Consider the following 20641-nt stretch of genomic DNA (forward strand, 5'->3'; position numbering starts at 1 on the left):
GGGGGGGTCGGAGCGGGTGGGGTGTGCCGGACGTAAAGCGAAGCAGTCCGGCACACCCCACCCGCGGAGGCCCGTCACCGCACCCGACAGCCCCGCGCAGCGGACCCGCCCGCCGCAGGCGCGAACGGCGCGGCCACCCGCAAACATCACCCGATGCCACGCCCCGCGCAGCGGAGCCGTAACGAGGACAAGCCCCCACGGCGGGAACGCCGAAAACGTGGGAAGGCGCCTAACGAGGCGCAATCCCGTCGAAGCCGGGGATCTCCCGCGGGCTACGGGCCCCGGGCCCGACATAGCGGGCCGACGGCCGCACCAGTCGGCCCGTCCGCTTCTGTTCGAGGATGTGCGCGCTCCACCCCGCCGTACGGGCGCAGGTGAACATCGAGGTGAACATGTGGGCGGGGACCTCGGCGAAGTCCAGGACGATGGCCGCCCAGAACTCGACGTTGGTGGCCAGCACGCGGTCGGGGCGGCGGCTGCGCAGCTCCTCCAGTGCGGCCTTCTCCAGCGCCTCGGCGACCTCGAAGCGCGGGGCGCCCAGCTCCTGGGCGGTGCGGCGCAGCACCCGGGCGCGGGGGTCCTCGGCGCGGTAGACGCGGTGGCCGAAGCCCATCAGCCGGTCGCCGCGGTCCAGCCGCTGACGGACGTAGGCGGAGGCGTCGCCGGTCCGCTCGATGTCCTCGATCATGCCGAGGACGCGGGAGGGCGCACCGCCGTGCAGCGGCCCGGACATCGCGCCGACCGCGCCGGACAGCGCGGCCGCCACGTCGGCGCCGGTGGAGGCGATGGCGCGGGCGGTGAAGGTGGAGGGGTTCATGCCGTGCTCGGCGGCCGAGGTCCAGTAGGCGTCGACGGCCTTGACGTGCTGGGGGTCGGGCTCACCGCGCCAGCGCCGCATGAAGCGCTCGACGATGGTCTCCGCCTTGTCGATCTCCTTCTGCGGCACCATCGGCAGGCCCGGCCCGCGGGCCGACTGGGCCACGTACGACAGCGCCATCACGGCGGCGCGGGCGAGGTCGTCCCGGGCCGTCTCCGCGTCGATGTCCAGCAGCGGCTTCAGGCCCCATACGGGCGCGAGCATGGCGAGCGCCGACTGCACGTCGACCCGGATGTCACCGGAGTGCACCGGGATCGGGAAGGGCTCGGCGGGCGGCAGTCCGGGGTCGAACGCGCCGTCGACCAGCAGTCCCCAGACGTTTCCGAAGGACACCGTCCCGACGAGATCTTCGATGTCGACACCGCGGTAGCGGAGCGAACCGCCTTCCTTATCCGGCTCGGCGATCTCCGTCTCGAACGCGATGATTCCTTCGAGCCCGGGTACGAAGTCGGACATCAGGCAGCTCCTCAAGATGGGGACGGCAAACGGTCCGTGACCAGCTGCCGTGCGGTCGAGTCTCTGGTGTGCGGCGCCGGTGCGGCTCCGCGGCTGCGCCGGCAGCTCGCGGTCCGTACCGGGCACCCCGGTGATGCCCCGCCAGGGGGTGGGTCACGCGACGGTCTTGTCCGCGGTGGTCGGTCCGCGGGCGGCCAGGTGCGCTGTGGTGCGCCCCTTCAGGCCGGACGGACACGATAGCTCTCTGCGCCCGGGGGCCACAGGGGGCCTGGCCCTGATTGTGGCGGGTCCCTCACCTGCGGGGAGGCGTGCGACCCGCACACCGGACGATCTGCCGTCGGGAGGGTTACGACCGGTCGACGAGGGGCAGACTTCCGCCCCTCCCGGCTGACCGCGCCGGACCGGGTGTTGCAAGATGAGGCCGTGCACCCAGCCGACGCGCCTCATGCCGAGACCCCCGACCCCTCCTCCATGCGGGCCCACTACCGCGCCGAGGGACTCGTGGAGTCCGACCTCGCCGCGAGCCCGTACGACCAGTTCGCGCGCTGGTTCAAGGACGCGACGGTGGCCGGTCTGCACGAGCCGAACGCGATGGTCGTCTCGACGGCGGACCCGGCGGGCCGGCCGAGCTCACGGACCGTGCTGCTGAAGGCGTTCGACGACCGCGGCTTCGTGTTCTTCACGAACTACAACAGCCGGAAGGGGCGTGAACTGGCCGGAAATCCGGCCGTCTCGCTGCTGTTCCCCTGGCATCCCCTCGCCCGCCAGGTGGTGGTGACCGGCACCGCGGAACGCATCGGCCGGGACGAGACCGCCGCCTACTTCCGCACCCGCCCGCACGGCTCCCAGCTGGGCGCCTGGGCCAGCGACCAGTCCGCACGGGTCGGCTCGCGCGAGGAACTGGAGCGCGCCTACGAGGACTTGGCGGCCCGCTACCCGGAGGGCGAGCAGGTGCCGGCGCCGCCGCACTGGGGCGGCTACCGCATCACCGCCGAGACGGTCGAGTTCTGGCAGGGCCGGCTCAACCGGCTGCACGACCGGCTGCGGTACGTGCGGGAGGGCGACGTTTGGGCCGTGGAGCGGCTGGCGCCCTGAGGCGCCGGGCGGCCGGTCGGGTGGCGCCGCGACGGGTGCCATCGTCGCCGGGCGGTGTGCGAGCCGCGTGCGGTGCTTGCGCAAACGCAGACGACCCGCGGGCTGCTTCCTCCGCGCTCAGTGGCGCGAAGGGCCGGTCGGACGAACCGGCAGCCCGCGGGTCGGGTGACTACTGGGATTGGGCCGGCTTGCGCATCTGCAGTATGCGCGGTCCGGCGCTGCACTTCGGTGAAGCGACGGGCCGCTAGCCCGCAGCCACCTCACGCGTCCGGTGCGAAATCATCTGCCGAACCACCTCCCTTCTCGTGTGCTCCACACATTAGGAAGCCGTCCGCCCGCACACAAGGGAATTTCCCGTTGGCAACGATTTCCGCGAATCCCGTGTGCGCTGTGTCACGTTCCAGTTGAATGTTCCCAGGTGGAGCATGTGTGGCCGCGTTCGTAAGGGGTGCCAGTGACTGCTTCGTCAGCTTCCTCGGCCTCGTCGGCCTCGGCGCGCTGCGCCGGCGACGAGACCGATGACTCGGGTCTGCTCGCCGCGCTCCTGGACGGCATGGACGCCGCCCTGGTCGCCTTCGCCGCGGACGGCACGGTCACCCACTGGAACCACGAGGCCGGGCGCATCCTGGGCTGGACCACCGCCGAGGCCGTCGGCCGTACGGGCCTGACCGGCTGGGCGGTCCGCAAGGAGGACGCCGACGGGATCGAGGCGGCACTGGCGGCCGCCATGCGCGCCCCGGGCCGCCAGGTCCATGAGTTCGCCCTGCTGGCCAAGGACGGTCACCGCGTCCTCGTCCGCACCCAGTCCTCCGCGGTCCGCGCCCCCGGCGGCCGGGTCGTCGGCGTGTACTGCGCCTTCAGCGAGGTGCACACCCAGCTGGACCTGGAGCGGTCCATCGCGCTGAGCGAGGCGCTGTTCGAGGACGCCTCGTGGGGTGTGGTGCTGATCGACGCCGATCTGCGGCCCGCGGTCGTCAACGCGCACGCCGCCCGCGCCCTGGGCGTGGGGCGCACGGCGCTGCTGGGCCGCCCTCTGGGCGAGCTGCTGGCGCAGGGCGTCGAGGAGCTGGAGTGCGCCCTGCAGCACGTCCTCGCCGAGGGCGCGCCGCCGGCCGTCGCGGAGCTGTGGGTGACGCTGCGCTCCGAGGAGGCCGGGGTGCCGCGGCGGTGCTGGCGCAGCGGCTTCGTCCGGCTGTCCTCCCCGATGGCGGAGGAGCCGGTGCCGCTGGGCGTGGCCTGGCTCTTCCAGGACGTCACGGACACCAAGCGGACCGAGCAGGAGAACTCCCTGCTGCGCTTCCGCGCCCAGCAGCTCCACCGGGCCGGCCGGGCCGCCGCGGAGTGCCCGGACCCGTCCGAGGCCGCCGCGCTCCACCTGGACTTCGCCCTGGCGGGCTTCGCCGACCACGGCCTGGTCGATCTCGTCACGCCGCCCGTACCGGCACCGTTCGGGAAGCTCCCGGAGGGGACGGGGCTCGACGCGGCGGGTGGGGAAGCCACCGGCGAGGGCGCTGAGGGTGGGGACGGTACGGACGGCGTGGACGGTGCGGCGGGTGGGGACGGGGCGCCGTCCACCGGTGCCAGGGGCTCCGCCTCCGGTGCGGAGGCCGGGCGCCGCGTGCGGGCGGGCGTGCCCCGCCTGATGCGGACGCTGGCGTCCCCGGCCGGTGCGCCCGGCCCGACCGAGACGCTGTCGGCGGCCGGCATCCCGGTGCCGTATGTGCCGGGGCATCCGGCGCTCCAGGCGTACGAGCGGCGCGGCCCGGTGCGTACCAGCGCCGGACCGGCCTCGCCCGGGGGCTGGGCGGCCGCGCGTCACTGGCCGGACGGCACCGTGCACGGGCTGTGTGTGGCGCTGTGCAGCCGCGGGCGAAGGCTCGGCGTCCTGACCTTTCTGCGGGCGCCCGCGCGCCGCCCGTTCGACCGCGCCGACGCGGACTACGCGGAGGAGGTCGCGGCCCGGATCGCCGCGGCCCTGGACCTGGCGGGCGCGGCCGCGCGCTGAGGACTTCGGCCGCTCACTGCCGGTAGAAGATCCGGTCCGCGTAGGCGCTCATCACCCCGGCGTTCCAGTCGTGCCCGCCGTCGACGTTGCCGGAGCGCAGCAGTGGCGGGTCGATGCCCCGCTCGGCCAGCGTGCCCGCGGCCGTCGCCACCACGGCCTGCATGATCGCGCTGGTGACGACCGTGGAGGCGGGCGCGAACGGCGCGTCGATGCCCGGCAGCGTCAGCTCCGCGTCGCCGACCGGGACCCGGCTGTCCAGCACGAGGTCGCAGTGGTCCTTGAGGAAGTCCCCGGAGGCGTGCCGGGACGTGGTCGCCTCCGCGTACGCCACCGACGTCACACCGATGACCCTGATGCCGAGGGCACGGGCGTGCCGCGCCATCTCGACCGGCAGCGCGTTGCGCCCGGACAGCGAGATGACCACCAGCACGTCGCCCGCCTGCAGCGGGCTGGTGTCCAGGACGGCCCCGGCCAGCCCGTCGACCCGCTCCAGCGCGCTGCCGAGGGTCGCGGGCCGTACGTCCACGCCGACCACGCCCGGTACGGACAGCAGATTCATGATGGCCAGGCCGCCCGCCCGGTAGACCGTGTCCTGCGCGGGGAGCGAGGAGTGCCCGGCGCCGAAGGAGAAGACCCGGCCGCCCGCCGCGACGGTGTCCGCGATCAGCGCCCCGGCCGCGCCGATCCGGTCGCCCTCCGCGTCGCGGACCTGTCGCAGCAGGTCGATCGCGGCGTCGAAGTACTTCCCGGCCAGCCGGTCGCTCTCAGCCATGCCGCGGGCCCCTCTCGTCGGTTCTCGGCGGATGTGATCAGTGGCGCGGATCACGTTGCGGTCTGGACCAGTGCCCTGTCAATACGACCGGAAGGGCTGGCGCGTGGACGAGGCGGCACCGTTGTCAGCGGGATGCGTCAGAATTGAGTCCAGGGCCACCGCACCACACATCTAGGGGCACGCATGTCCGGACTGATCGACACCACGGAGATGTATCTCCGCACCATCCTCGAACTGGAAGAGGAGGGTGTGGTGCCCATGCGCGCCCGCATCGCGGAGCGGCTCGAACAGAGCGGCCCGACGGTGAGCCAGACCGTGGCGCGCATGGAGCGAGACGGCCTGCTGCAGGTCGCGGGCGACCGGCATCTGGAGCTGACGGAGGAGGGCCGGCGGCTGGCGACGCGGGTGATGCGCAAGCACCGCCTCGCCGAGTGCCTGCTCGTCGACGTCATCGGGCTCGAATGGGAGCAGGTGCACGCCGAGGCGTGCCGCTGGGAGCACGTGATGAGCGAGGCGGTCGAGCGCCGCGTCCTGGAACTCCTGCGGCATCCGACCGAGTCCCCGTACGGCAACCCCATCCCGGGGCTGGAGGAGCTGGGCGAGACCACCGCCGGCGACCCGTTCCTGGACGCCGGCATGGTGAGCCTGATGGACCTGGACGCCGGGGCCGACGGGAAGACGGCCGTGGTGCGCCGGATCGGCGAGCCGATCCAGGCGGACGCCCAGCTGATGTACACCCTGCGGCGGGCCGGTGTGCAGCCGGGCGCGGTGGTGAGCGTGACGGAGTCGCCGGCCGGGGTGCTGGTCGGCAGCAGCGGCGAGGCCGCCGAGCTGGACTCCGAGATCGCCTCGCACGTCTTCGTCGCCAAGCGCTGAAACGGGTTTCAGCCGCTTTCCTTTTCGCACGCCCGCCCATACTCGCTCCCGAGCCCGCTGAGCTGCGCTGACGCGCGGCCGGCGGGCTCGGCAACTTCTTGCCCGCTGAACGGACTTGTGCGAATCCGTGCGATACGGCCGGTCTCGTGTCACCCTGACGCATGGCCATGCATCGGCCTGTCCTGGCCAGGGAGGGGGCTCGGATGCATCCACTCGTTCGGGAGACGGTCAGGGCCCCGGCGCTGCGAGCAGCCGGGGCCCTGCCTCCCCATGTCCCCCACCCCAGACCCGGAGCCCCGAGCTCTCAGGGTCTGTCCCCACGGGCCCCCTTCCCGGTAGGGCCCGCCTCCCGGCAGATGTCTCCCCGTGGCGCGCGCGGCCAATCCTTGAGCGAGGTCACTCGAACGAGGGGTGTTCCGCGTCGGAACGGCGCGTTCGAATAGAGGTTCGATAGTGTGAAGCTGCTCAAGGGACGATTGGGGGTGCCAGGGCACATGGTGCGGCGCATCGATGTAGCAGGGGCCGGTGACGTGCGGCTCGCCGCCTGGGAATTCACCGACCCGCCCAAGATCGGCGGCGGGCTGGAGGAGGGCGAGCAGCGGCCGGGTGTGCTGCTGCTCCACGGCCTGATGGGCCGCGCCTCGCACTGGGCGGGGACCGCCCGCCGCCTGAGTGCCCGCCACCGCCCGGTCGCGCTGGACCAGCGGGGCCACGGCCGCAGCGACAAACCCGCCGAGGGACCGTATGACCGCGAGGCGTATGTCGATGACGCCATCGCCGCCATCGAGCAGCTCGGTCTCGCCCCGGTCGCCCTTGTCGGGCATGCGATGGGCGCCCTGACGGCCTGGCAGTTAGCGGCCCGGAGACCGGATCTGGTCAGCGCGCTGGTCATCTGCGATATGCGGGCGTCGGCGCTCGGCGCGGCCTCGCAGCACGAATGGACCGAGTGGTTCCGGTCCTGGCCGGTGCCGTTCGCCACCCTCGCGGACGTCCGCAAGTGGTTCGGCGAGGACGACCCCACCCTGGAGCGGCCCAGGCCCGCCCGCGGGGAGTTCTTCGCCGAGGTGATGGCCGAGCGTGCCGACGGCTGGCGGCCCGTCTTCTCCCGCCGGCAGATGCTCAGCGCCCGGGAGACCTGGGTGTATGACGCCCATTGGGAAGAGCTCGCCCAGGTGCCCTGCCCGGCCCTCGTGGTCCGCGGCCTCGACGCCGAACTCGGCCGCGCCGAGGCCCAGGAGATGGTCCGGGTCCTGCCCCGCGGGGCCTACGCCGAGATCCCCGACGCCGGACATCTGCTCCCGTGGGAACAGCCCGACGCGTGGTGCGCCGCCATCGAACCGTTTCTCCAGGCGGCCGCGATGCCGGCGTGAGGGGCCGCTGCCGTGCGCCACGGCCCCGAGGGCTCCGGCGCACGGCAGACGGTGTGCGCCGGATCAGCCGGCGTTGTCGAACTTCCAGATCAGCGGGGAGCCGCTCCGGCCCTCGGCCGTCCAGTGGACCTCCACGGACTTCGCGTCCTTGGGGATCATGTAGGTCTGGCAGATGGTGTGGCTCTGGCCCGTCTTCCAGTTCTCGATGTCGATGGTGTCCTCGCAGCCCGGACCGTCCTCGGCGGCACCGATCAGCAGACCGCCGCGCTGGCCGTCCGCGTAGATCTCGGACTCGTCGGCGACGTCGGGCGATTCCTTGACGACACCGCCGCCCTTGTTCGTGTACTTCACCCAGGCGGTGGCCGCGACCAGGCCCTTGGCCCGCTTCGGGTCCGAGACCAGTTTCTTGGTCTCGGCCTCGGTGCTCACCTTCACCTTCTGTGCGGCGACCTCATAGGTGATCGCCCCGTCCTCTTCCTTGAACTTCCCCGTACCGCCCTGACCGGGCTTCAGTTCACCGCCACCCTCCGGCGCCGACGAACTCTTTTCGGTCTTGGGCGCGTCGTCGGTGGCGGTGTTGCTCTTCTTGTTGCCGCCGCAGGCGGTCAGTGCCAGCGCCAGTACGGCGACGGGCGCGGCGGCGCGCAGCAGAGCGGTCTTCTTGTACGGCACAACATTCTCCAGCAGTCGTTTTCCCCCGTCGCACAACACAGTTCCCGTGTGTTTGCGAACGGCTGTGTGAGCGGAGCATAGGAGGGGGCTTTCGGATTTGTCGAAGCATCGCGGTGGGCGGCATCCGGGGCGGCCAAGCGATTCGTTCGAAATTCCCGAAAAAGCTGGTGCGTTCGCCTGATTGTTTGTCCAATTGCGGGCGCATTCCATGCGATTGATATGTGACCCGAATTGACAAGCGGAATCTCTGAATCCGGTGGTGTGGCGCGCGTCCATGGCGGGGTGGCGCGGGTCCCGGGAGGGGGTGGAGCGGTCCCGGGACGGGGTGGCACGGGGCATGACGGTCGGCGTGGGCGGCGTACCGGGCCCGGCGGCGCGCGTCGTTCAGGCCTGGGCGCGGGGGAGGCCGCCGCGCCGGACCAGGCGCCGGGCGACGGCGCGGGCCGCCGCCACCAGGCCGAAGACGAGCGCCGCGGCGAACATGCCGACGACCAGGCCGGGTTCGAAGTCCCCGGTGAACAGGCCGGGCAGCGCCTTCTCCTCGACGGGGTCGGCGGCGGGCGGCGGGTCGTAGGGCCTGCCGCCCGTCGTGGCCCGCGGGGCCTTGCCGGCGTACGTCAGCAGCTCGTCCAGATGACGGCCCAACTGCTCCTCGGCGGGCCCGGTGTAGGTGAGGTCGCGCGGGCGGCCGACGAGATAGCCGTCGTCGACGCGGGTGCTGTAGTTGACCAGCTCGATCGCGCCGTTCGCCGGGTCGGCGAACACCATGAGGGCATCGCGGCGCAGCCGCTCGTGCAACTCCTCGGCCAGCAGGGGCACGCTGCCGCCCGACTCGTCGTCCGGCGAGGTGGGCACGGCGGCGACCAGCACCGGAACGTCCAGCTTCCGCAGTCGCTCGCGGAGGCGGCGGCGCTCGGCGCCGTCCAGCAAGGTCCGGCTCTCCGGGTCGACGTAGAGCGGGTCGCGGCGCAGTCCGGCGGACACCCGGTCGATCCGGGCCCGCATGTCGGCGGCCGTGGGACGCGAGCCGTCGCCGCTGGTGGTGTCGTCGAAGAGCTGGGACGCGGAGAAGGCGACCAGCCCGCCCAGCACGGCGGCCCCCAGCATCAGCGGCAGCAGTCGCGCACGGGGGAACGGGCCGGGACCGTCGCCCGGTTGCCGCCCTGCGTGCCCCGTCGTGCCGCCCCCGGCTCCCTTCTTCGCGGGCTGGGGACCGCCGCGCGCCCCGGGTATGTGCACCGGTCCGCCCGCCGCCGCGGCCCGCCGCACCCGCCGCCGTTGCAGCGCATGGACCGTGACCAGCAGCACCGTCAGCGGAACGCCGAGGACGGCGACGCCGGTCACAAAGCTCTGGTCCGCGCGCTCTGTCCGGTCGGTGTGGAAGCCGGGGGGCTCTTCCGGCCCTCCGCCGTCGTACGTGGCGCGCGCCTCCTCGGCGCGCGCGTGTGCCCTCCCCGAGGCGAGCACCTCGGCGAAGTGCCCGAACACCTCGCGGGGAGTGGCGTCGTACGGCACCGCGTACCCCGTCTCCGTGACGGCGTCCGCCGTGCCGGGCAGGTCCACGCCGTAGTCCCGCGCCGCGTCCAGGCCCGCGTCGCTCAGCAGGACATACAGCCCCTTGCGTCCCAGCCGGTCATGGACACCGGCGAGCAGACTGTCCGCCGCGGAGCCGTAGGAGGTGTCCGGCAGGACCATGACGTACACCGGAACGGCCAGTCGGCGGGCCTCCCGGGCGAAGGCGGGCGCGGTCGACCGGGGGACCTCGCGCGGGAGCTGGTCGCTGACGTAGACCGGGTTACGGCGGAGCTGCGCGGCGAGGTACGCCTGCTGCGCGGGGTCCGTCCGGCCGTCCGGACCGGCCGGCGCCGCCTGCACCGCCCCGGCGCACCACAGCACCGCCAGCCAGCCCGCCACCAGCACCCATCCGGCCCGCCGCACCACCCCCACCACCCCTCGTTCAGGTCGTGGACGACGCTACCGCCGCCGCGCGCGGGCCGCCGCGGCCTGTGGACAACTCCGCGGCCGGGCGCGGCGGCCCGGCCACGGAGCCTCGCTCAGCCCTTGCTGACGGCGGCCAGGATCTCCGGCAGCCGCCCCGCGACCCGCGGCGCCGCCACTCGCAGGCCCAGCTCCGCGATGCCCACGCCGTAGACCGCACCGGCCGGCAGCAGCACCCACAACAGGTGGGTCAGCCCCGCGACATGCAGCCAGACCATCAGCCCCAGCAGCGGCGCGCACAGCACGGCACCCGCCACGATCCCGCCGAAGAGACTGAACCAGGCGATCGCGCCCTGCCCCGGTGCGACGTTCTTGTTGCCCTCCGAGGGGATCGAGTACGCGAACAGCGCCGATGACAGCGCCCCGGTGGCCAGCAGCGCGCCCAGCACCGCCAGTGAGAGCCCGTACACCTCCGCGAAGGCCGACCACGGCCCGATGAGCGCCGCGCTGCCGACGACGACCAGCGTGACGTACGGGACGGCCACCAGCGCCAGCGCCAGCGCGCGGGCCCGCAGCTCCTCATAGGCGTCCCGCGGCGTCGCGATCGTCGAGGCGACCATCCAGAACGCCGAGGTGTCCTGCCCGAACTGGTTGTACATCTGCAGGCCGAGCAGCGTGGCCGCCGAGAACGCGGTGTAGATGCTGCCGTTGCCCTGGACGACCGAGAGGACCGGCCACAGCAGTCCGGCGGCGAGGGCGGTCGCCCACGACATCTTCGACTTGGGGTCGCGCCATGCGTAGCGCAGCGAGCGGAGCACGACCGTGCCGGTGCGCCCGCCCGACAGCAGCCGCGCCAGGCCCCGTTCGCCGCCGTCCCGGCGCGCGCTGCCCTTCTCGACCGCCTGGAGGGTGGACGAGTCCGGGGACGTCATCAGGGTGGTCAGGGTACGCTGCCACCACCACAGCAGCAGCACCAGCGCCAGCACCGTCAGCCCCAGGCCGGCCAGCGCCCGCCCGTATTCCCCGTGCCCGATGTCGTCGACGGCGCCGATCGCCGAGACCGGCGGCACCCAGCGCAGGACGTCGCCCAGCGGCTCCAGTACGGACAGGCCGTCCGGCCGCCCCAGCTTCTGGGCGGCGAGATTGACGCCCTGGGCGCCGATGGCGATGAACAGGCCGCCCAGCACGGCGAGATCGCGGCCCCGCCGGCTGGTCAGCAGCCGCACCGTGGCGGTGGCGATGGCCCGTGCCAGCGCCACGCACACCAGCACCACCAGGACCACGGCCACCACGCCGACGGCCGCGGCGGCCGCCCCGTCGGCGACCGCGATCACCGAGCCGGTCACCAGCGCGAGGGTGACGACCGGGCCGATGCCGACGAGCGAGGTCACCAGCAGCGAGACGATCAGCGGCCGCGGCCGCAGCGGCAGCATGACCAGCCGGGTCGGATCGAGCGTCTCGTCGCTCGCCGGGAAGAACAGCGGCATCGCCGCCCAGCCCAGGGTGAGGATTCCGGTGAGCAGCACGACCAGCGCGCCGACATGGGGGTTGCCGCGCAGCGCGACCAGCCCCACCACGACACCCGCGGCGAACAGCAGGCCCACGAGGACGGAGCCGACGTACGCCAGCGTGCGCCCGGTCGACTGGCGCAGCCCGTTGCGCAGCAGCGACAGCTTCAGCCGTACGAAGACGGCGGTCAGGGATGGTGCGGCGGCCGGCGGCGCGGCGACCGCGGCGGATTCGGTGCTCATCGGGCGCCGCCGCCCAGCCAGTCCAGGTTCGCGCCCGCGCCCCGGTCACTGGCGCCGACGAGTTCGAGGAACGCGTCCTGGAGGGAGGGCGCCGCACCGCGTACCTCCGCGAGCGGGCCGTCCGCCCGGATGCTCCCGGCGGCGATCACCGCGACCCAGTCACAGAGCGACTCGACCAGTTCCATCACATGGCTGGAGAAGATCACCGTCGCGCCGGAGGCGGTGTAGCGCTCCAGTACGCCGCGGATGGTCTGCGCCGACACCGGGTCGACACCCTCGAAGGGCTCGTCCAGGAAGAGGACCTCGGGGTTGTGCAGCAGCGCGGCCGCCAGCCCGATCTTCTTGCGCATACCGGTCGAGTAGTCCACCACCAGCTTGTGCTGCGAGCCGGCCAGGTCGAGCACGTCCAGCAGCTGAACGGCCCGCTTGTCGACCTCGTCGCCCGGCAGGCCGCGCAACCGCCCTATGTAGCCGAGGAGTTCGCGGCCCGACAGCCGCTCGAAGAGCCGCAGCCCCTCGGGCAGCACCCCGATCCGGGACTTGACGGACACCGGGTCCTGCCAGACGTCGTGCCCGCGGATCTCGACCAGCCCGGCGTCCGGCCGCAGCAGGCCGGTCACCATGGAGAGCGTGGTGGTCTTGCCCGCGCCGTTGGGGCCGACGAGTCCGATGAAGCGGCCGGCGGGCAGCGTCAGATCGATGCCGTTGACGGCGACCTGCTCGCCGAACTTCTTCCACAGCCCCTGGACCCGTACGGCGGGCGGACCGGCCTCCCCGCCCCGGGGGGCCGCGGCCGGCCCGTCCGGAGAAGCGGCCGTGTTCTGCCGCGGCGCCGCCGCCGCGCCCCGCTCCTCGATGTGTTCCGGCTCGTTCGCCACCGGTCCTGCCCTTCGACGTCCCCGCAGAGGCCGGTCCGGCCCCCGTCCGGCATCCCACGATACGGGCGGGTACCGGGCGGGGCCGGGCAGTTCGCCTCTCCGGGGACAAGAGGAGCGGACCGGTCCGGGTCAGCGTCCCCGGAGCGCGACCGCGTCCCGTGCGCAGGCGTAGGCGAGCGGGCTGATCAGCTCCTCCGCGTCCGGCAGCCAGCGGTTGGCGTCGGTGGGGCGGCGGGCCCACTGCACCGAGCCGTGCGCGCCCACCCGGGTCGGCGGGGCGGCGATGTACTCGCCCTCGCCGCGGCAGATCAGGTCCAGCGCGGCCGGCGCCCAGCCCAGGGCGCGTACGAGGGCGGGCACCTTCACCGCCGCGCCGGGGAGCACCAGGAACAGCATCCGGCGGTCGGGGGTGCGGGTGACCGGGCCGAGCGCCAGCTCCATCCGCTCCATACGGGCCAGCGCCAGACAGCCCGCGGTCTCCGGGACGTCGAGCGCCTCGAACGTCCGGCCCGTCGGCATCAGGATCGAGGACCGCGGCTGCTTGCCCCACATCCGGCGGACGGCGGTCGCGCTGCCGCCGGCCTGCTGGGCCCAGCCCGGCCCGGTGGGGTGCGCCCCGGGGGCCGCGCAGTCGCCGGCGCCGCACGAACAGCGCGGGGTCTCGCCGTCGTGCTCCAGCCATGCGCCGGGGAACACGTCCCAGTGCCGTTCCTCCGCGTAACGCACCGCGGTTTCGAGCAGTTGATCGCCGCGCTGCAGGGGAATTCGCGAGGCTCCTGTGACTCCGATGGTCTTTTCCACGCCCGGGACAACTCCCCTTGTCACCAAGGGTTACGGCTCAGGGGTGAGCCCCCGGGCGCATCGTTCTCGCACGTGGGGCGCATGGGTGCACCGGTGGGGGCGCGTGTGCGGGCGGGGCCCGAGGAGCGGGTAGCCACCTGCCTGACGGGCGGAGGGACCGCCCGGCGGCAGTCCGCGGTGCACCTGGGGGAGCCCGGCACGGCGGCGCCGCCATCTGTGCACGGCACCGCGCAGCCTTCCCCACCCGTGAACGGCGCTCGGCACCGAGGAGGCACCGGACAGGGCACACACCGCCCAGGGCCGGGCATCCACGGCGAAGCGCATATCACACCGATCCCCCCTATCGCGCATATTCAGGATCTCTCGGATATCCGGCATATTCCTGGGGAATCGATCACAGGGAACGGCGTTCGACGGTGAACGCACAGCGGTACACAGGGGGTACAAGCATGGCCGCCAGGCCACTCGTCGCACGGCAGCCCAACGAACGGCTGCAGACGCTGATCCAGGAAGCCGCCTGTTCCAACGCGGGGCTCGCCCGCCGCGTCAACATGTGCGGTGCGGAACACGGTCTCGACCTCCGCTACGACAAGACCTCCGTGGCCAGATGGCTGCGCGGCCAGCAACCACGGGGCCGTGCCCCGGCCGTCATCGCGGAGGCGCTGGGGCGCAAGCTGGGGCGCACGGTCACCATCGACGAGATCGGGATGGCCGACGGCAAGAACCTCGCGTCCGGGGTGGGGCTCCAGTTCTCCCCGACCGTCCTCGGGGCGATCGAGCAGGTCTGTGAGCTGTGGCGCAGCGATGTCGGCCGGCGCGACTTCCTCAGCGGCTCCACGGTCGCGGCGTCCGCCTTGGTGGAGCCCAGCCGCGACTGGCTGATCACCGGGGCGGACTCCCAGGTCGCCCGGAACGCCGGTGCCCGGGTCGGGATCTCGGACGTCGAGGCGGTCCGCGCCATGACCTCGGCGCTCAGCGAACTCGACCACCGTTTCGGCGCCGGGCACGTCCGGCCGGTCGTCGTGCACTACCTCAACAGCGTGGTCTCCGGGCTGCTGGCCGGCTCGTACCGCGAGTCCGTCGGGCGGGAACTCTTCGCCGCCGTGGCGCGGTTGACCGAACTGGGCGGCTACATGGCCGTCGACACCGGGCAGCCCGGCCTCGCCCAGCGCTACTACATCCAGGCCCTGCGGCTGGCCCAGGCGGCCGGTGACCGCGGCTACGGCGGCTACGTCCTCGCCGCGAGCATGAGCCACCTCGCCGCCTCGCTCGGCAATCCACGGGAGATCGCGCAGCTCGCGCGCGCCGCGCAGGAGGGCGCCCGCGGCCATGTCACCCCGCGCGCGGAGGCGATGTTCTGCGCCGCGGAGGCGCGCGGACACGCGCTGATGGGTGACGGCCGGGCCTTCCAGGTGGTGGCCGGCCGGGCGGTCGCCGCGATGGAGCGCGCCGAGGCGGCGGCCGAAGCGGGCGACGACCCGGTCTGGATCGCCCACTTCGACCAGGCCTACCTGGCCGACGAACTCGCCCACTGCCACCGCGACCTGGGGCAGCCGGGGCCCGCCGCGCAGCGGGCGCGGGAGGCGCTGGACGGCCATCCGGCCGGCCGGGCGCGGCGCCGGGCCATCGGTCTGCTGCTGCTGGCCGGCGCCCAGGTCCAGCAGCGCGAGGTGGAGCAGGCCTGCCATACGGGCACCCGGGCGGTGGAGCTGCTGAGCGGGCTGCGGTCGGACCGGGGCGCGGAGTATCTGGAGGACTTTCAGCTGCGTTTGGAGCCCTATCGGGACGAACCGGTGGTGCGGGAGTTCAGCGCGCGGCTGGAGCTGCGGGCCACGGCGGCGTGAGGATCGCCTCATGGGGCGGAGGCTGCTTTGTCGTGCGACGCCGGGTATGTCCAGCGGCGCCGCACGGCCCGGCCGCCGGGGGCCGCCCCCGGGCGTTCCGGACCGGTGGGGCGGTGACCAGGCGACGTGGTCGAACGTTGCTGCGACCCGGTAGCGTGCAGCCGACGATTCCGTAGGTCTGCACGTTGGTAGGAGTCACGGTGACGCAGAGCGGACAGGGTCACGACCCGCAGAATTCTGCGGCCGGTCCCGCGCGAGAGGGCATTGTGCTGCCCGCCAACGGGGAGCCGTGGGTGCCCGAGCAGCAGGCCGCGCCGCCGGCCGGCCAGCCGTGGGGCCAGCCCTGGGGCCCCGGCCAGCAGGCCGCCCCCGCCCCGCAGCCGTACGGTGCGGCGCCCGCCCAGGGCCAGCCCGCCGCGCAGCAGGGGTACGACCCCGGCCCGCAGCAGGGCTACCCGGCGCAGCCGCCGCACCCGCAGGGCGGCCAGGGCTTCGGTGCGCCGCCCCCGGCCCAGCCCCCGGCGCCGCCCGCCATGCCGCCCGCGCCGCCGCAGCAGACGCCCCCGCAGCAGCCCGCCGCACCCCAGCCCCGGCCCGGCTTCGACGCCGAGGAGACGGCGCTGCTGCCGCCCGGCGCACAGCCCGGCCAGGGCGCGCCCGGCGCACTCCCGCCCGAGGGCCGGCAGCCGTACGGGCAGCAGCCCCAGCAGCCGCAGCAGGCCCAGCAGGCCCAGCAGCCCCCGCACCAGCCGTACGGGCAGCAGCCGCAGCAAGCCCCGCAGCCCCCGCAGCAGTTCGGGCAGCAGCCCCAGGGCCCGTCCGGAGAGCTGGTGCGGTCGGCCCCGCAGACCGGTGCGCCGCTGCCGCCCGCCTCGGGCGACGCGGAGGCCACCGCGCTGATACCGCCCGTCGACGGCCGGTCCGGCGGCCCCGGTGCCGCGCCGCTGCCGCCCGAGGCGTCCTCCCGCCCCGAGACGCCCGACGAGTCCACGACCATGCTGCGCGCCATCAAGCCGCAGCAGGGCGGTCCCCAGGGCCGCCCGATGCCGCAGGCCCAGCCGATGCCCGGCGCCCAGGGCGCGGGCGACGCCGACGCCACCCAGTACATCCCCCCGGTCGGCGCCGGTGCGCCGACCCCGCCGCCCGGCGCGCCGTACGGTGTCCGCCCCGGCCAGCCCAGCGACCGCACCACCCCCGCCGAGTTCGACGGTCTGTTCCGCGACGGGCCCGGCGGGCCCGGCCAGGCCGGGCAGACCGGCGCCCCGGACTCCACCGCACAGCTGCCGCGCTTCGAGGACCCGGGCCGCCCGCCGTACGGGCAGCAGGGCCACGGGCAGCACGGCCACGGACAGCAGTTCCCGCCCGGCGGCGGCTACGACCAGCCGGCCCCGTACGACGACGGCGGCGGCAGCGGGCGCCGCCGGCTCGCCCCGGCCCTGATCGTCGGCGCCGTCATCGTGGCGCTCGCGGGCGCCGGCCTCGGCCTCGGCTGGGCGCTGAGCGGCGGCGGTGGCGAGGACACCCCGAAGAAGCAGGACTCCGGAGCCGACACGGGCAAGGAGGCCAAGGAGAAGGAGCCGGAGAAGCCGAAGCCGTCCGCCGACCCCGCCGCGGCCCAGTCCAAGGGCCTGGACGCGCTGCTGGGCGACAGCAACAACAGCCGCTCCTCGGTGATCAACGCCGTCAACAGCATCAGGACCTGTGACAACCTCCGCGGCGCGGCCAAGGACCTGCAGGCCGCCGCCGGGCAGCGCAACGACCTGGTGAAGCGGCTGCAGCAGCTGCCCGTCGACAAGATCCCCAACCACGACCGGCTGACCGCCGCGCTGACCAAGGCCTGGCAGTCCTCGGCGTCCGCGGACAACCACTACGCGGCCTGGGCCGGACAGGTCGGCAGCAAGAAGGGCTGCCACAAGGGCAAGGCCCGCGGCACCCGGCAGACCGCCCAGGGCAACGCGGCCAGCGGCCAGGCCACTACGGCCAAGCGGCAGGCCGCGCAGCTCTGGAACCCGCTCGCCAAGAAGTACGGGCTGACGGAGCGCCGCCCCGAGCAGCTCTGAGCGAGGGCGGGGCGGGCGCCACCGGGGCCGTCCGCCCCGGCGGCCCGCTCAGCTGTCCGTGCGCCGCCGTTCCAGCGTCTTGGTGACGTTCACGAAGCCGTGCCGGCCGGAGACCAACTGGCCCTCCCGGACGACCTGGTAGGTCACCGTCCCGTTCACGATGCGGGGGAAGTCCTGGACGGCGAGCATGTCGTCCTCGCGCCAGCGCAGCTTCGGGGTCAGCCCGCCGGTGTCGACGGCGCGGTCCCCGCGGTCCAGCGCCGTCTGCAGGGCGTGCGGGGTGATGTCCTCGACGCCCTCGTCATCGAGCTGCTCGATCAGCGAGCGCAGCACGGTGTAGGCGATCCAGGTCGTCTGGGCACCCTGGTCGGCGGGGTCGATGCGGTTGTCGTTGAACGCGAAGTCGTTGATGACCTTGCGCATCGGCTCCCAGCGCGAGTCGCCGGCGGCCGGATACCAGCCGGTGATGTCCGCACCCTCCAGCGGCCCGGACCGGCCGCCCGTACGGTTCACCAGCGACTGGCCGACACTGCCGAGCACCGAGGCGACCCGCACCTTGGGGCTGTCCTCCTGGAGCCGCCGGAACGAGTCGAAGAACGCGTCGGTGTGATCGCCGAGCGAGGCGGTCACACAGGAGCCGTCCGCCCTGCCGCCGGCCTCCGCCGTCCCGTACACGGCCGGGTCGGCACCCACGCCGTCCAGGGCGCGGTGCACCGCGGACGAGTAGTCGGTGGCGTCGTCCGGCGCCCTGATGTCCTTGGCCGGGTCCCGACTGCCGCTCTCCAGGCCGGAGTTGAGCAGGGACGGCATCTGGTCGCCCTGGATGGTGTCCGGGCGGACCAGTGCGACGCGCCGGCAGTCGCGCGCCAGCTGACGGCCGTTCCCGGCGAGCAGCGAGGCCTGTCCGCCGTTGACGGGGTAGGACAGCGGGCTCTCGAACTCCTCGTCCGAGGCGCCGTATCCGCCGATGAAGGGGACGCCCCTGACCTCCAGCGGCGACATGAACGAGCGGCCGAACTGGCTGTAGGAGCCGACGACCGCGACCGCGCCCCGGTCCACCGCGCGCTGGGCGCACTGCGCGGCGGACACCGAGTCGTTGCGCTCGTTGCAGGTCAGCACCCGCAGGCGGTGGCCCTTGATGCCGCCCTGGGAGTTGACCCATCGGGCGTAGGCCTGCGCCATGGCCGGCATCCCCGGCATGTTGGTCGCCCTGGTGCCCTCGGGCGCCCAGGTCATCACCGTGACCGGGTCCTTCTCCCCGGAGCTCCCCGAGGCCCCGGGGAGGGAGCCACAGCCCCAGAGCAGCGACCCGATGACCGCCGTGCACGCCACCACGGAACCGACCACGGAAGCGCGGGAGAAAGGGCGGGGGGAGGAGCGTCGCCGTCCGGTCATGACACCGCAGCCTTCCGTCCTGCCAGGAACGACTGAGTGACGACAAGGCAACGGATGGTGACGCGGAAGTGAACTCCGGGGGGCCGCTTGAGATCATCGGCGCGGAACGTACGATCCCATACTGTGCAAGGTTCGGAGAAGACTTCCCGTCGCGGCCGCCGCTCCACCACCATGGGCGGTATGCCACTCAACGACATGCCGTGGTGGCGCTGGCGCAGCAATGTGCGCTCCGCGCTGCACATGCTCTCCGACCCCGCCTTCCACCAGGAGACCTGGCTGGCCGGCCGCCCCGGGTACGGAGACGTCACCGACGCCGTCTACCGGCTCGTCGAGGACACCTGGCTCGACAACTGGTCCGCCGAGAAGTACGTCGGCACGATCTTCCGGGACTCCCAGGAGGCCCAGCTGGTCGACGCCGCCGTGCTGCGGGTGCTGCGGATCATGCACCAGGTCGGTGCGGACGCCCCGGTCGCCGCGTACCTGGCCCACCAGGGCTGGCCGGAGGCGGTGCACGCGGCCCGTGAGGCCCATGTGCGGCTGGCCGCCGCGGACGGTGAGGACCCCGATGCCGCGCCGCGCTCGCTGGAGGTGCTGGCCATCATGACCGGCGGACCGGACTCCCCGGCCTGACCTGCTCCGCGGGTGTGCGACCCTATGAGGTCATGAGCGAGTCGCAGCCCACCACCCAGCCCGGTCAGCGTGATCGGAACGATCAGTACGTCCTGACCCTGTCCTGCCCGGACAAGCAGGGCATCGTGCACGCCGTGTCCAGCTACCTCTTCATCACCGGCTGCAACATCGAGGACAGTCAGCAGTTCGGCGACCACGACACCGGGCTGTTCTTCATGCGGGTCCACTTCAGCGCGGACAGCTCGGTGAGCGTCGACAAGCTGCGGGCCAGCTTCGCGGCGGTGGGCGACTCCTTCGGCATGGACTGGCAGATCCACCGGGCCGACGAGAAGATGCGGATCGTCCTGATGGTGTCCAAGTTCGGGCACTGCCTCAACGACCTGCTGTTCCGCTCCCGGATCGGCGCGCTGCCGGTGGAGATCGCGGCCGTGGTCTCCAACCACAGGGACTTCGCCGAGCTGGTCGGCTCGTACGACATCCCGTTCCACCACATTCCGGTCACCCGCGACACCAAGGCCCAGGCCGAGGCGCAGCTGCTGGAGCTGGTGGCGGCGGAGAACGTCGAGCTGGTCGTCCTCGCCCGCTACATGCAGGTGCTCTCCGACGATCTGTGCAAGGCGCTGTCCGGCCGGATCATCAACATCCACCACTCCTTCCTCCCGAGCTTCAAGGGCGCCAAGCCGTACCACCAGGCGCACGCCCGCGGGGTGAAGCTCATCGGCGCCACCGCGCACTACGTGACCGCCGACCTCGACGAGGGCCCGATCATCGAGCAGGAGGTCGAGCGGGTCGGCCACGAGGTCACGCCGGACCAGCTCGTGGCCATCGGCCGGGACGTCGAGTGCCAGGCCCTGGCACGGGCAGTGAAGTGGCACAGCGAGCGCCGCGTGCTCCTGAACGGCAGCCGGACGGTCGTCTTCGCGTAGGGCGGTCTCCCACCGCCCGTACGGGCGGTTTCCCACCGCTGCCGGAATACCCCCTCCGCCCCCTGCCGTTGGCGGCCCCGAGGGGGCGCCCGGACCCCCTACGGGACCCGTTCGACCGCCCCCTACGGGAAACCACTCCAGGCGAACCCGCGTCGCGACCCCACCCCGACGAGCCGCCCCGCCCAGCGCCCGCCCCGTCCCCCCCTAGGACCTGTCGTCAAACTCCCGCCTGCCCCGCGGCGCCTGGCACGCACGCTCGCTGCGTTGTCGGGTTCGCCCCGATACACCCAGTATC

The 20641-nt window shown here is 73.4% G+C and carries 16 protein-coding genes; 8 read left to right on the plus strand and 8 right to left on the minus strand.

From position 1 onward, the window contains the following. Nucleotides 1–229 precede the first annotated feature (229 nt). Nucleotides 230–1333 carry a citrate synthase 2 gene (locus ACWC9R_RS34485; RefSeq protein WP_450737546.1) on the minus strand — a complete coding sequence of 368 codons (1104 nt, stop codon included), beginning with the start codon at nucleotides 1331–1333 and terminating at the stop codon, nucleotides 230–232. 471 nt (nucleotides 1334–1804) lie between these two features. Between ACWC9R_RS34485 and pdxH the strand changes: the two genes are divergently transcribed. Further along, nucleotides 1805–2428: a pyridoxamine 5'-phosphate oxidase gene (gene pdxH / locus ACWC9R_RS34490; RefSeq protein ID WP_450737567.1), complete on the plus strand. Its 624-nt coding sequence runs from the start codon at nucleotides 1805–1807 to the stop codon at nucleotides 2426–2428. 454 nt (nucleotides 2429–2882) lie between these two features. After that, the gene (locus ACWC9R_RS34495; protein ID WP_450737547.1) at nucleotides 2883–4433 is read left to right on the plus strand and encodes a PAS domain-containing protein; all 1551 of its coding nucleotides are present in this window, start codon (nucleotides 2883–2885) and stop codon (nucleotides 4431–4433) included. Between the two features lie 13 nt (nucleotides 4434–4446). On the opposite strand, the gene ACWC9R_RS34500 is transcribed toward ACWC9R_RS34495, so the two are convergent. Further along, nucleotides 4447–5205, minus strand: coding sequence for an SIS domain-containing protein (locus tag ACWC9R_RS34500; RefSeq protein ID WP_450737549.1), 759 nt, complete (start codon nucleotides 5203–5205; stop codon nucleotides 4447–4449). A gap of 183 nt (nucleotides 5206–5388) precedes the next feature. Between ACWC9R_RS34500 and ACWC9R_RS34505 the strand changes: the two genes are divergently transcribed. Then, nucleotides 5389–6081, plus strand: coding sequence for a metal-dependent transcriptional regulator (locus ACWC9R_RS34505; RefSeq protein ID WP_450737550.1), 693 nt, complete (start codon nucleotides 5389–5391; stop codon nucleotides 6079–6081). Between the two features lie 494 nt (nucleotides 6082–6575). Next, a complete protein-coding gene (locus ACWC9R_RS34510; RefSeq protein WP_450737552.1) occupies nucleotides 6576–7451 on the plus strand; it encodes an alpha/beta fold hydrolase in 876 nt (291 codons plus the stop codon). A gap of 63 nt (nucleotides 7452–7514) precedes the next feature. On the opposite strand, the gene ACWC9R_RS34515 is transcribed toward ACWC9R_RS34510, so the two are convergent. The 5 genes from ACWC9R_RS34515 to ACWC9R_RS34535 all read right to left on the minus strand — a co-directional run bounded on the left by ACWC9R_RS34515 (nucleotide 7515) and on the right by ACWC9R_RS34535 (nucleotide 13491). After that, nucleotides 7515–8123: a hypothetical protein gene (locus ACWC9R_RS34515; RefSeq protein WP_450737554.1), complete on the minus strand. Its 609-nt coding sequence runs from the start codon at nucleotides 8121–8123 to the stop codon at nucleotides 7515–7517. Between the two features lie 384 nt (nucleotides 8124–8507). Further along, nucleotides 8508–10070, minus strand: a complete 1563-nt coding sequence (locus ACWC9R_RS34520; RefSeq protein ID WP_450737556.1) for a hypothetical protein — start codon at nucleotides 10068–10070, stop codon at nucleotides 8508–8510. 107 nt (nucleotides 10071–10177) lie between these two features. Then, complete coding sequence (locus tag ACWC9R_RS34525; RefSeq protein WP_450737557.1) at nucleotides 10178–11812, minus strand: transporter; 1635 nt, start codon at nucleotides 11810–11812, stop codon at nucleotides 10178–10180. Beyond that, nucleotides 11809–12690, minus strand: a complete 882-nt coding sequence (locus ACWC9R_RS34530; protein ID WP_450737559.1) for an ABC transporter ATP-binding protein — start codon at nucleotides 12688–12690, stop codon at nucleotides 11809–11811. Before ACWC9R_RS34530 ends, ACWC9R_RS34525 begins: the two co-directional genes overlap by 4 nt. A 129-nt stretch (nucleotides 12691–12819) precedes the next feature. Continuing rightward, complete coding sequence (locus ACWC9R_RS34535; RefSeq protein ID WP_450737560.1) at nucleotides 12820–13491, minus strand: bifunctional DNA primase/polymerase; 672 nt, start codon at nucleotides 13489–13491, stop codon at nucleotides 12820–12822. A 449-nt stretch (nucleotides 13492–13940) separates the two neighbouring features. On the opposite strand from ACWC9R_RS34535, the gene ACWC9R_RS34540 reads away from it, so the two are divergent. Both ACWC9R_RS34540 and ACWC9R_RS34545 read left to right on the plus strand, forming a co-directional pair. Continuing rightward, entirely contained in the window at nucleotides 13941–15335 is a 1395-nt protein-coding gene (locus tag ACWC9R_RS34540; RefSeq protein WP_450737562.1) for a transcriptional regulator, read from the plus strand. 200 nt (nucleotides 15336–15535) lie between these two features. Continuing rightward, nucleotides 15536–17395 carry a hypothetical protein gene (locus tag ACWC9R_RS34545; RefSeq protein WP_450737564.1) on the plus strand — a complete coding sequence of 620 codons (1860 nt, stop codon included), beginning with the start codon at nucleotides 15536–15538 and terminating at the stop codon, nucleotides 17393–17395. A gap of 48 nt (nucleotides 17396–17443) precedes the next feature. Here ACWC9R_RS34545 and ACWC9R_RS34550 read toward each other — a convergent pair whose 3' ends face one another. Then, nucleotides 17444–18790, minus strand: coding sequence for an ABC transporter substrate-binding protein (locus ACWC9R_RS34550; RefSeq protein WP_450737565.1), 1347 nt, complete (start codon nucleotides 18788–18790; stop codon nucleotides 17444–17446). 171 nt (nucleotides 18791–18961) lie between these two features. On the opposite strand from ACWC9R_RS34550, the gene ACWC9R_RS34555 reads away from it, so the two are divergent. After that, nucleotides 18962–19420, plus strand: coding sequence for an SCO4402 family protein (locus ACWC9R_RS34555; RefSeq protein ID WP_450737568.1), 459 nt, complete (start codon nucleotides 18962–18964; stop codon nucleotides 19418–19420). Nucleotides 19421–19452: 32 nt separating this feature from the next. Next, nucleotides 19453–20346, plus strand: coding sequence for a formyltetrahydrofolate deformylase (gene purU, locus ACWC9R_RS34560; protein WP_362607883.1), 894 nt, complete (start codon nucleotides 19453–19455; stop codon nucleotides 20344–20346). Nucleotides 20347–20641: the final 295 nt, after the last annotated feature.

The organism is Streptomyces sp. NPDC001219, from assembly GCF_053597915.1.

Bases quoted from the DNA above. Each gene is read 5' to 3' on its own strand.
- ACWC9R_RS34550 (WP_450737565.1), bottom strand. From the start codon at position 18,790: ATGACCGGACGGCGACGCTCCTCCCCCCGCCCTTTCTCCCGCGCTTCC.
- ACWC9R_RS34540 (WP_450737562.1), top strand. From the start codon at position 13,941: ATGGCCGCCAGGCCACTCGTCGCACGGCAGCCCAACGAACGGCTGCAG.
- ACWC9R_RS34555 (WP_450737568.1), top strand. From the start codon at position 18,962: ATGGGCGGTATGCCACTCAACGACATGCCGTGGTGGCGCTGGCGCAGC.
- pdxH (WP_450737567.1), top strand. From the start codon at position 1,805: ATGCGGGCCCACTACCGCGCCGAGGGACTCGTGGAGTCCGACCTCGCC.
- ACWC9R_RS34485 (WP_450737546.1), bottom strand. From the start codon at position 1,333: ATGTCCGACTTCGTACCCGGGCTCGAAGGAATCATCGCGTTCGAGACG.
- purU (WP_362607883.1), top strand. From the start codon at position 19,453: ATGAGCGAGTCGCAGCCCACCACCCAGCCCGGTCAGCGTGATCGGAAC.
- ACWC9R_RS34500 (WP_450737549.1), bottom strand. From the start codon at position 5,205: ATGGCTGAGAGCGACCGGCTGGCCGGGAAGTACTTCGACGCCGCGATC.
- ACWC9R_RS34505 (WP_450737550.1), top strand. From the start codon at position 5,389: ATGTCCGGACTGATCGACACCACGGAGATGTATCTCCGCACCATCCTC.
- ACWC9R_RS34510 (WP_450737552.1), top strand. From the start codon at position 6,576: ATGGTGCGGCGCATCGATGTAGCAGGGGCCGGTGACGTGCGGCTCGCC.
- ACWC9R_RS34525 (WP_450737557.1), bottom strand. From the start codon at position 11,812: ATGAGCACCGAATCCGCCGCGGTCGCCGCGCCGCCGGCCGCCGCACCA.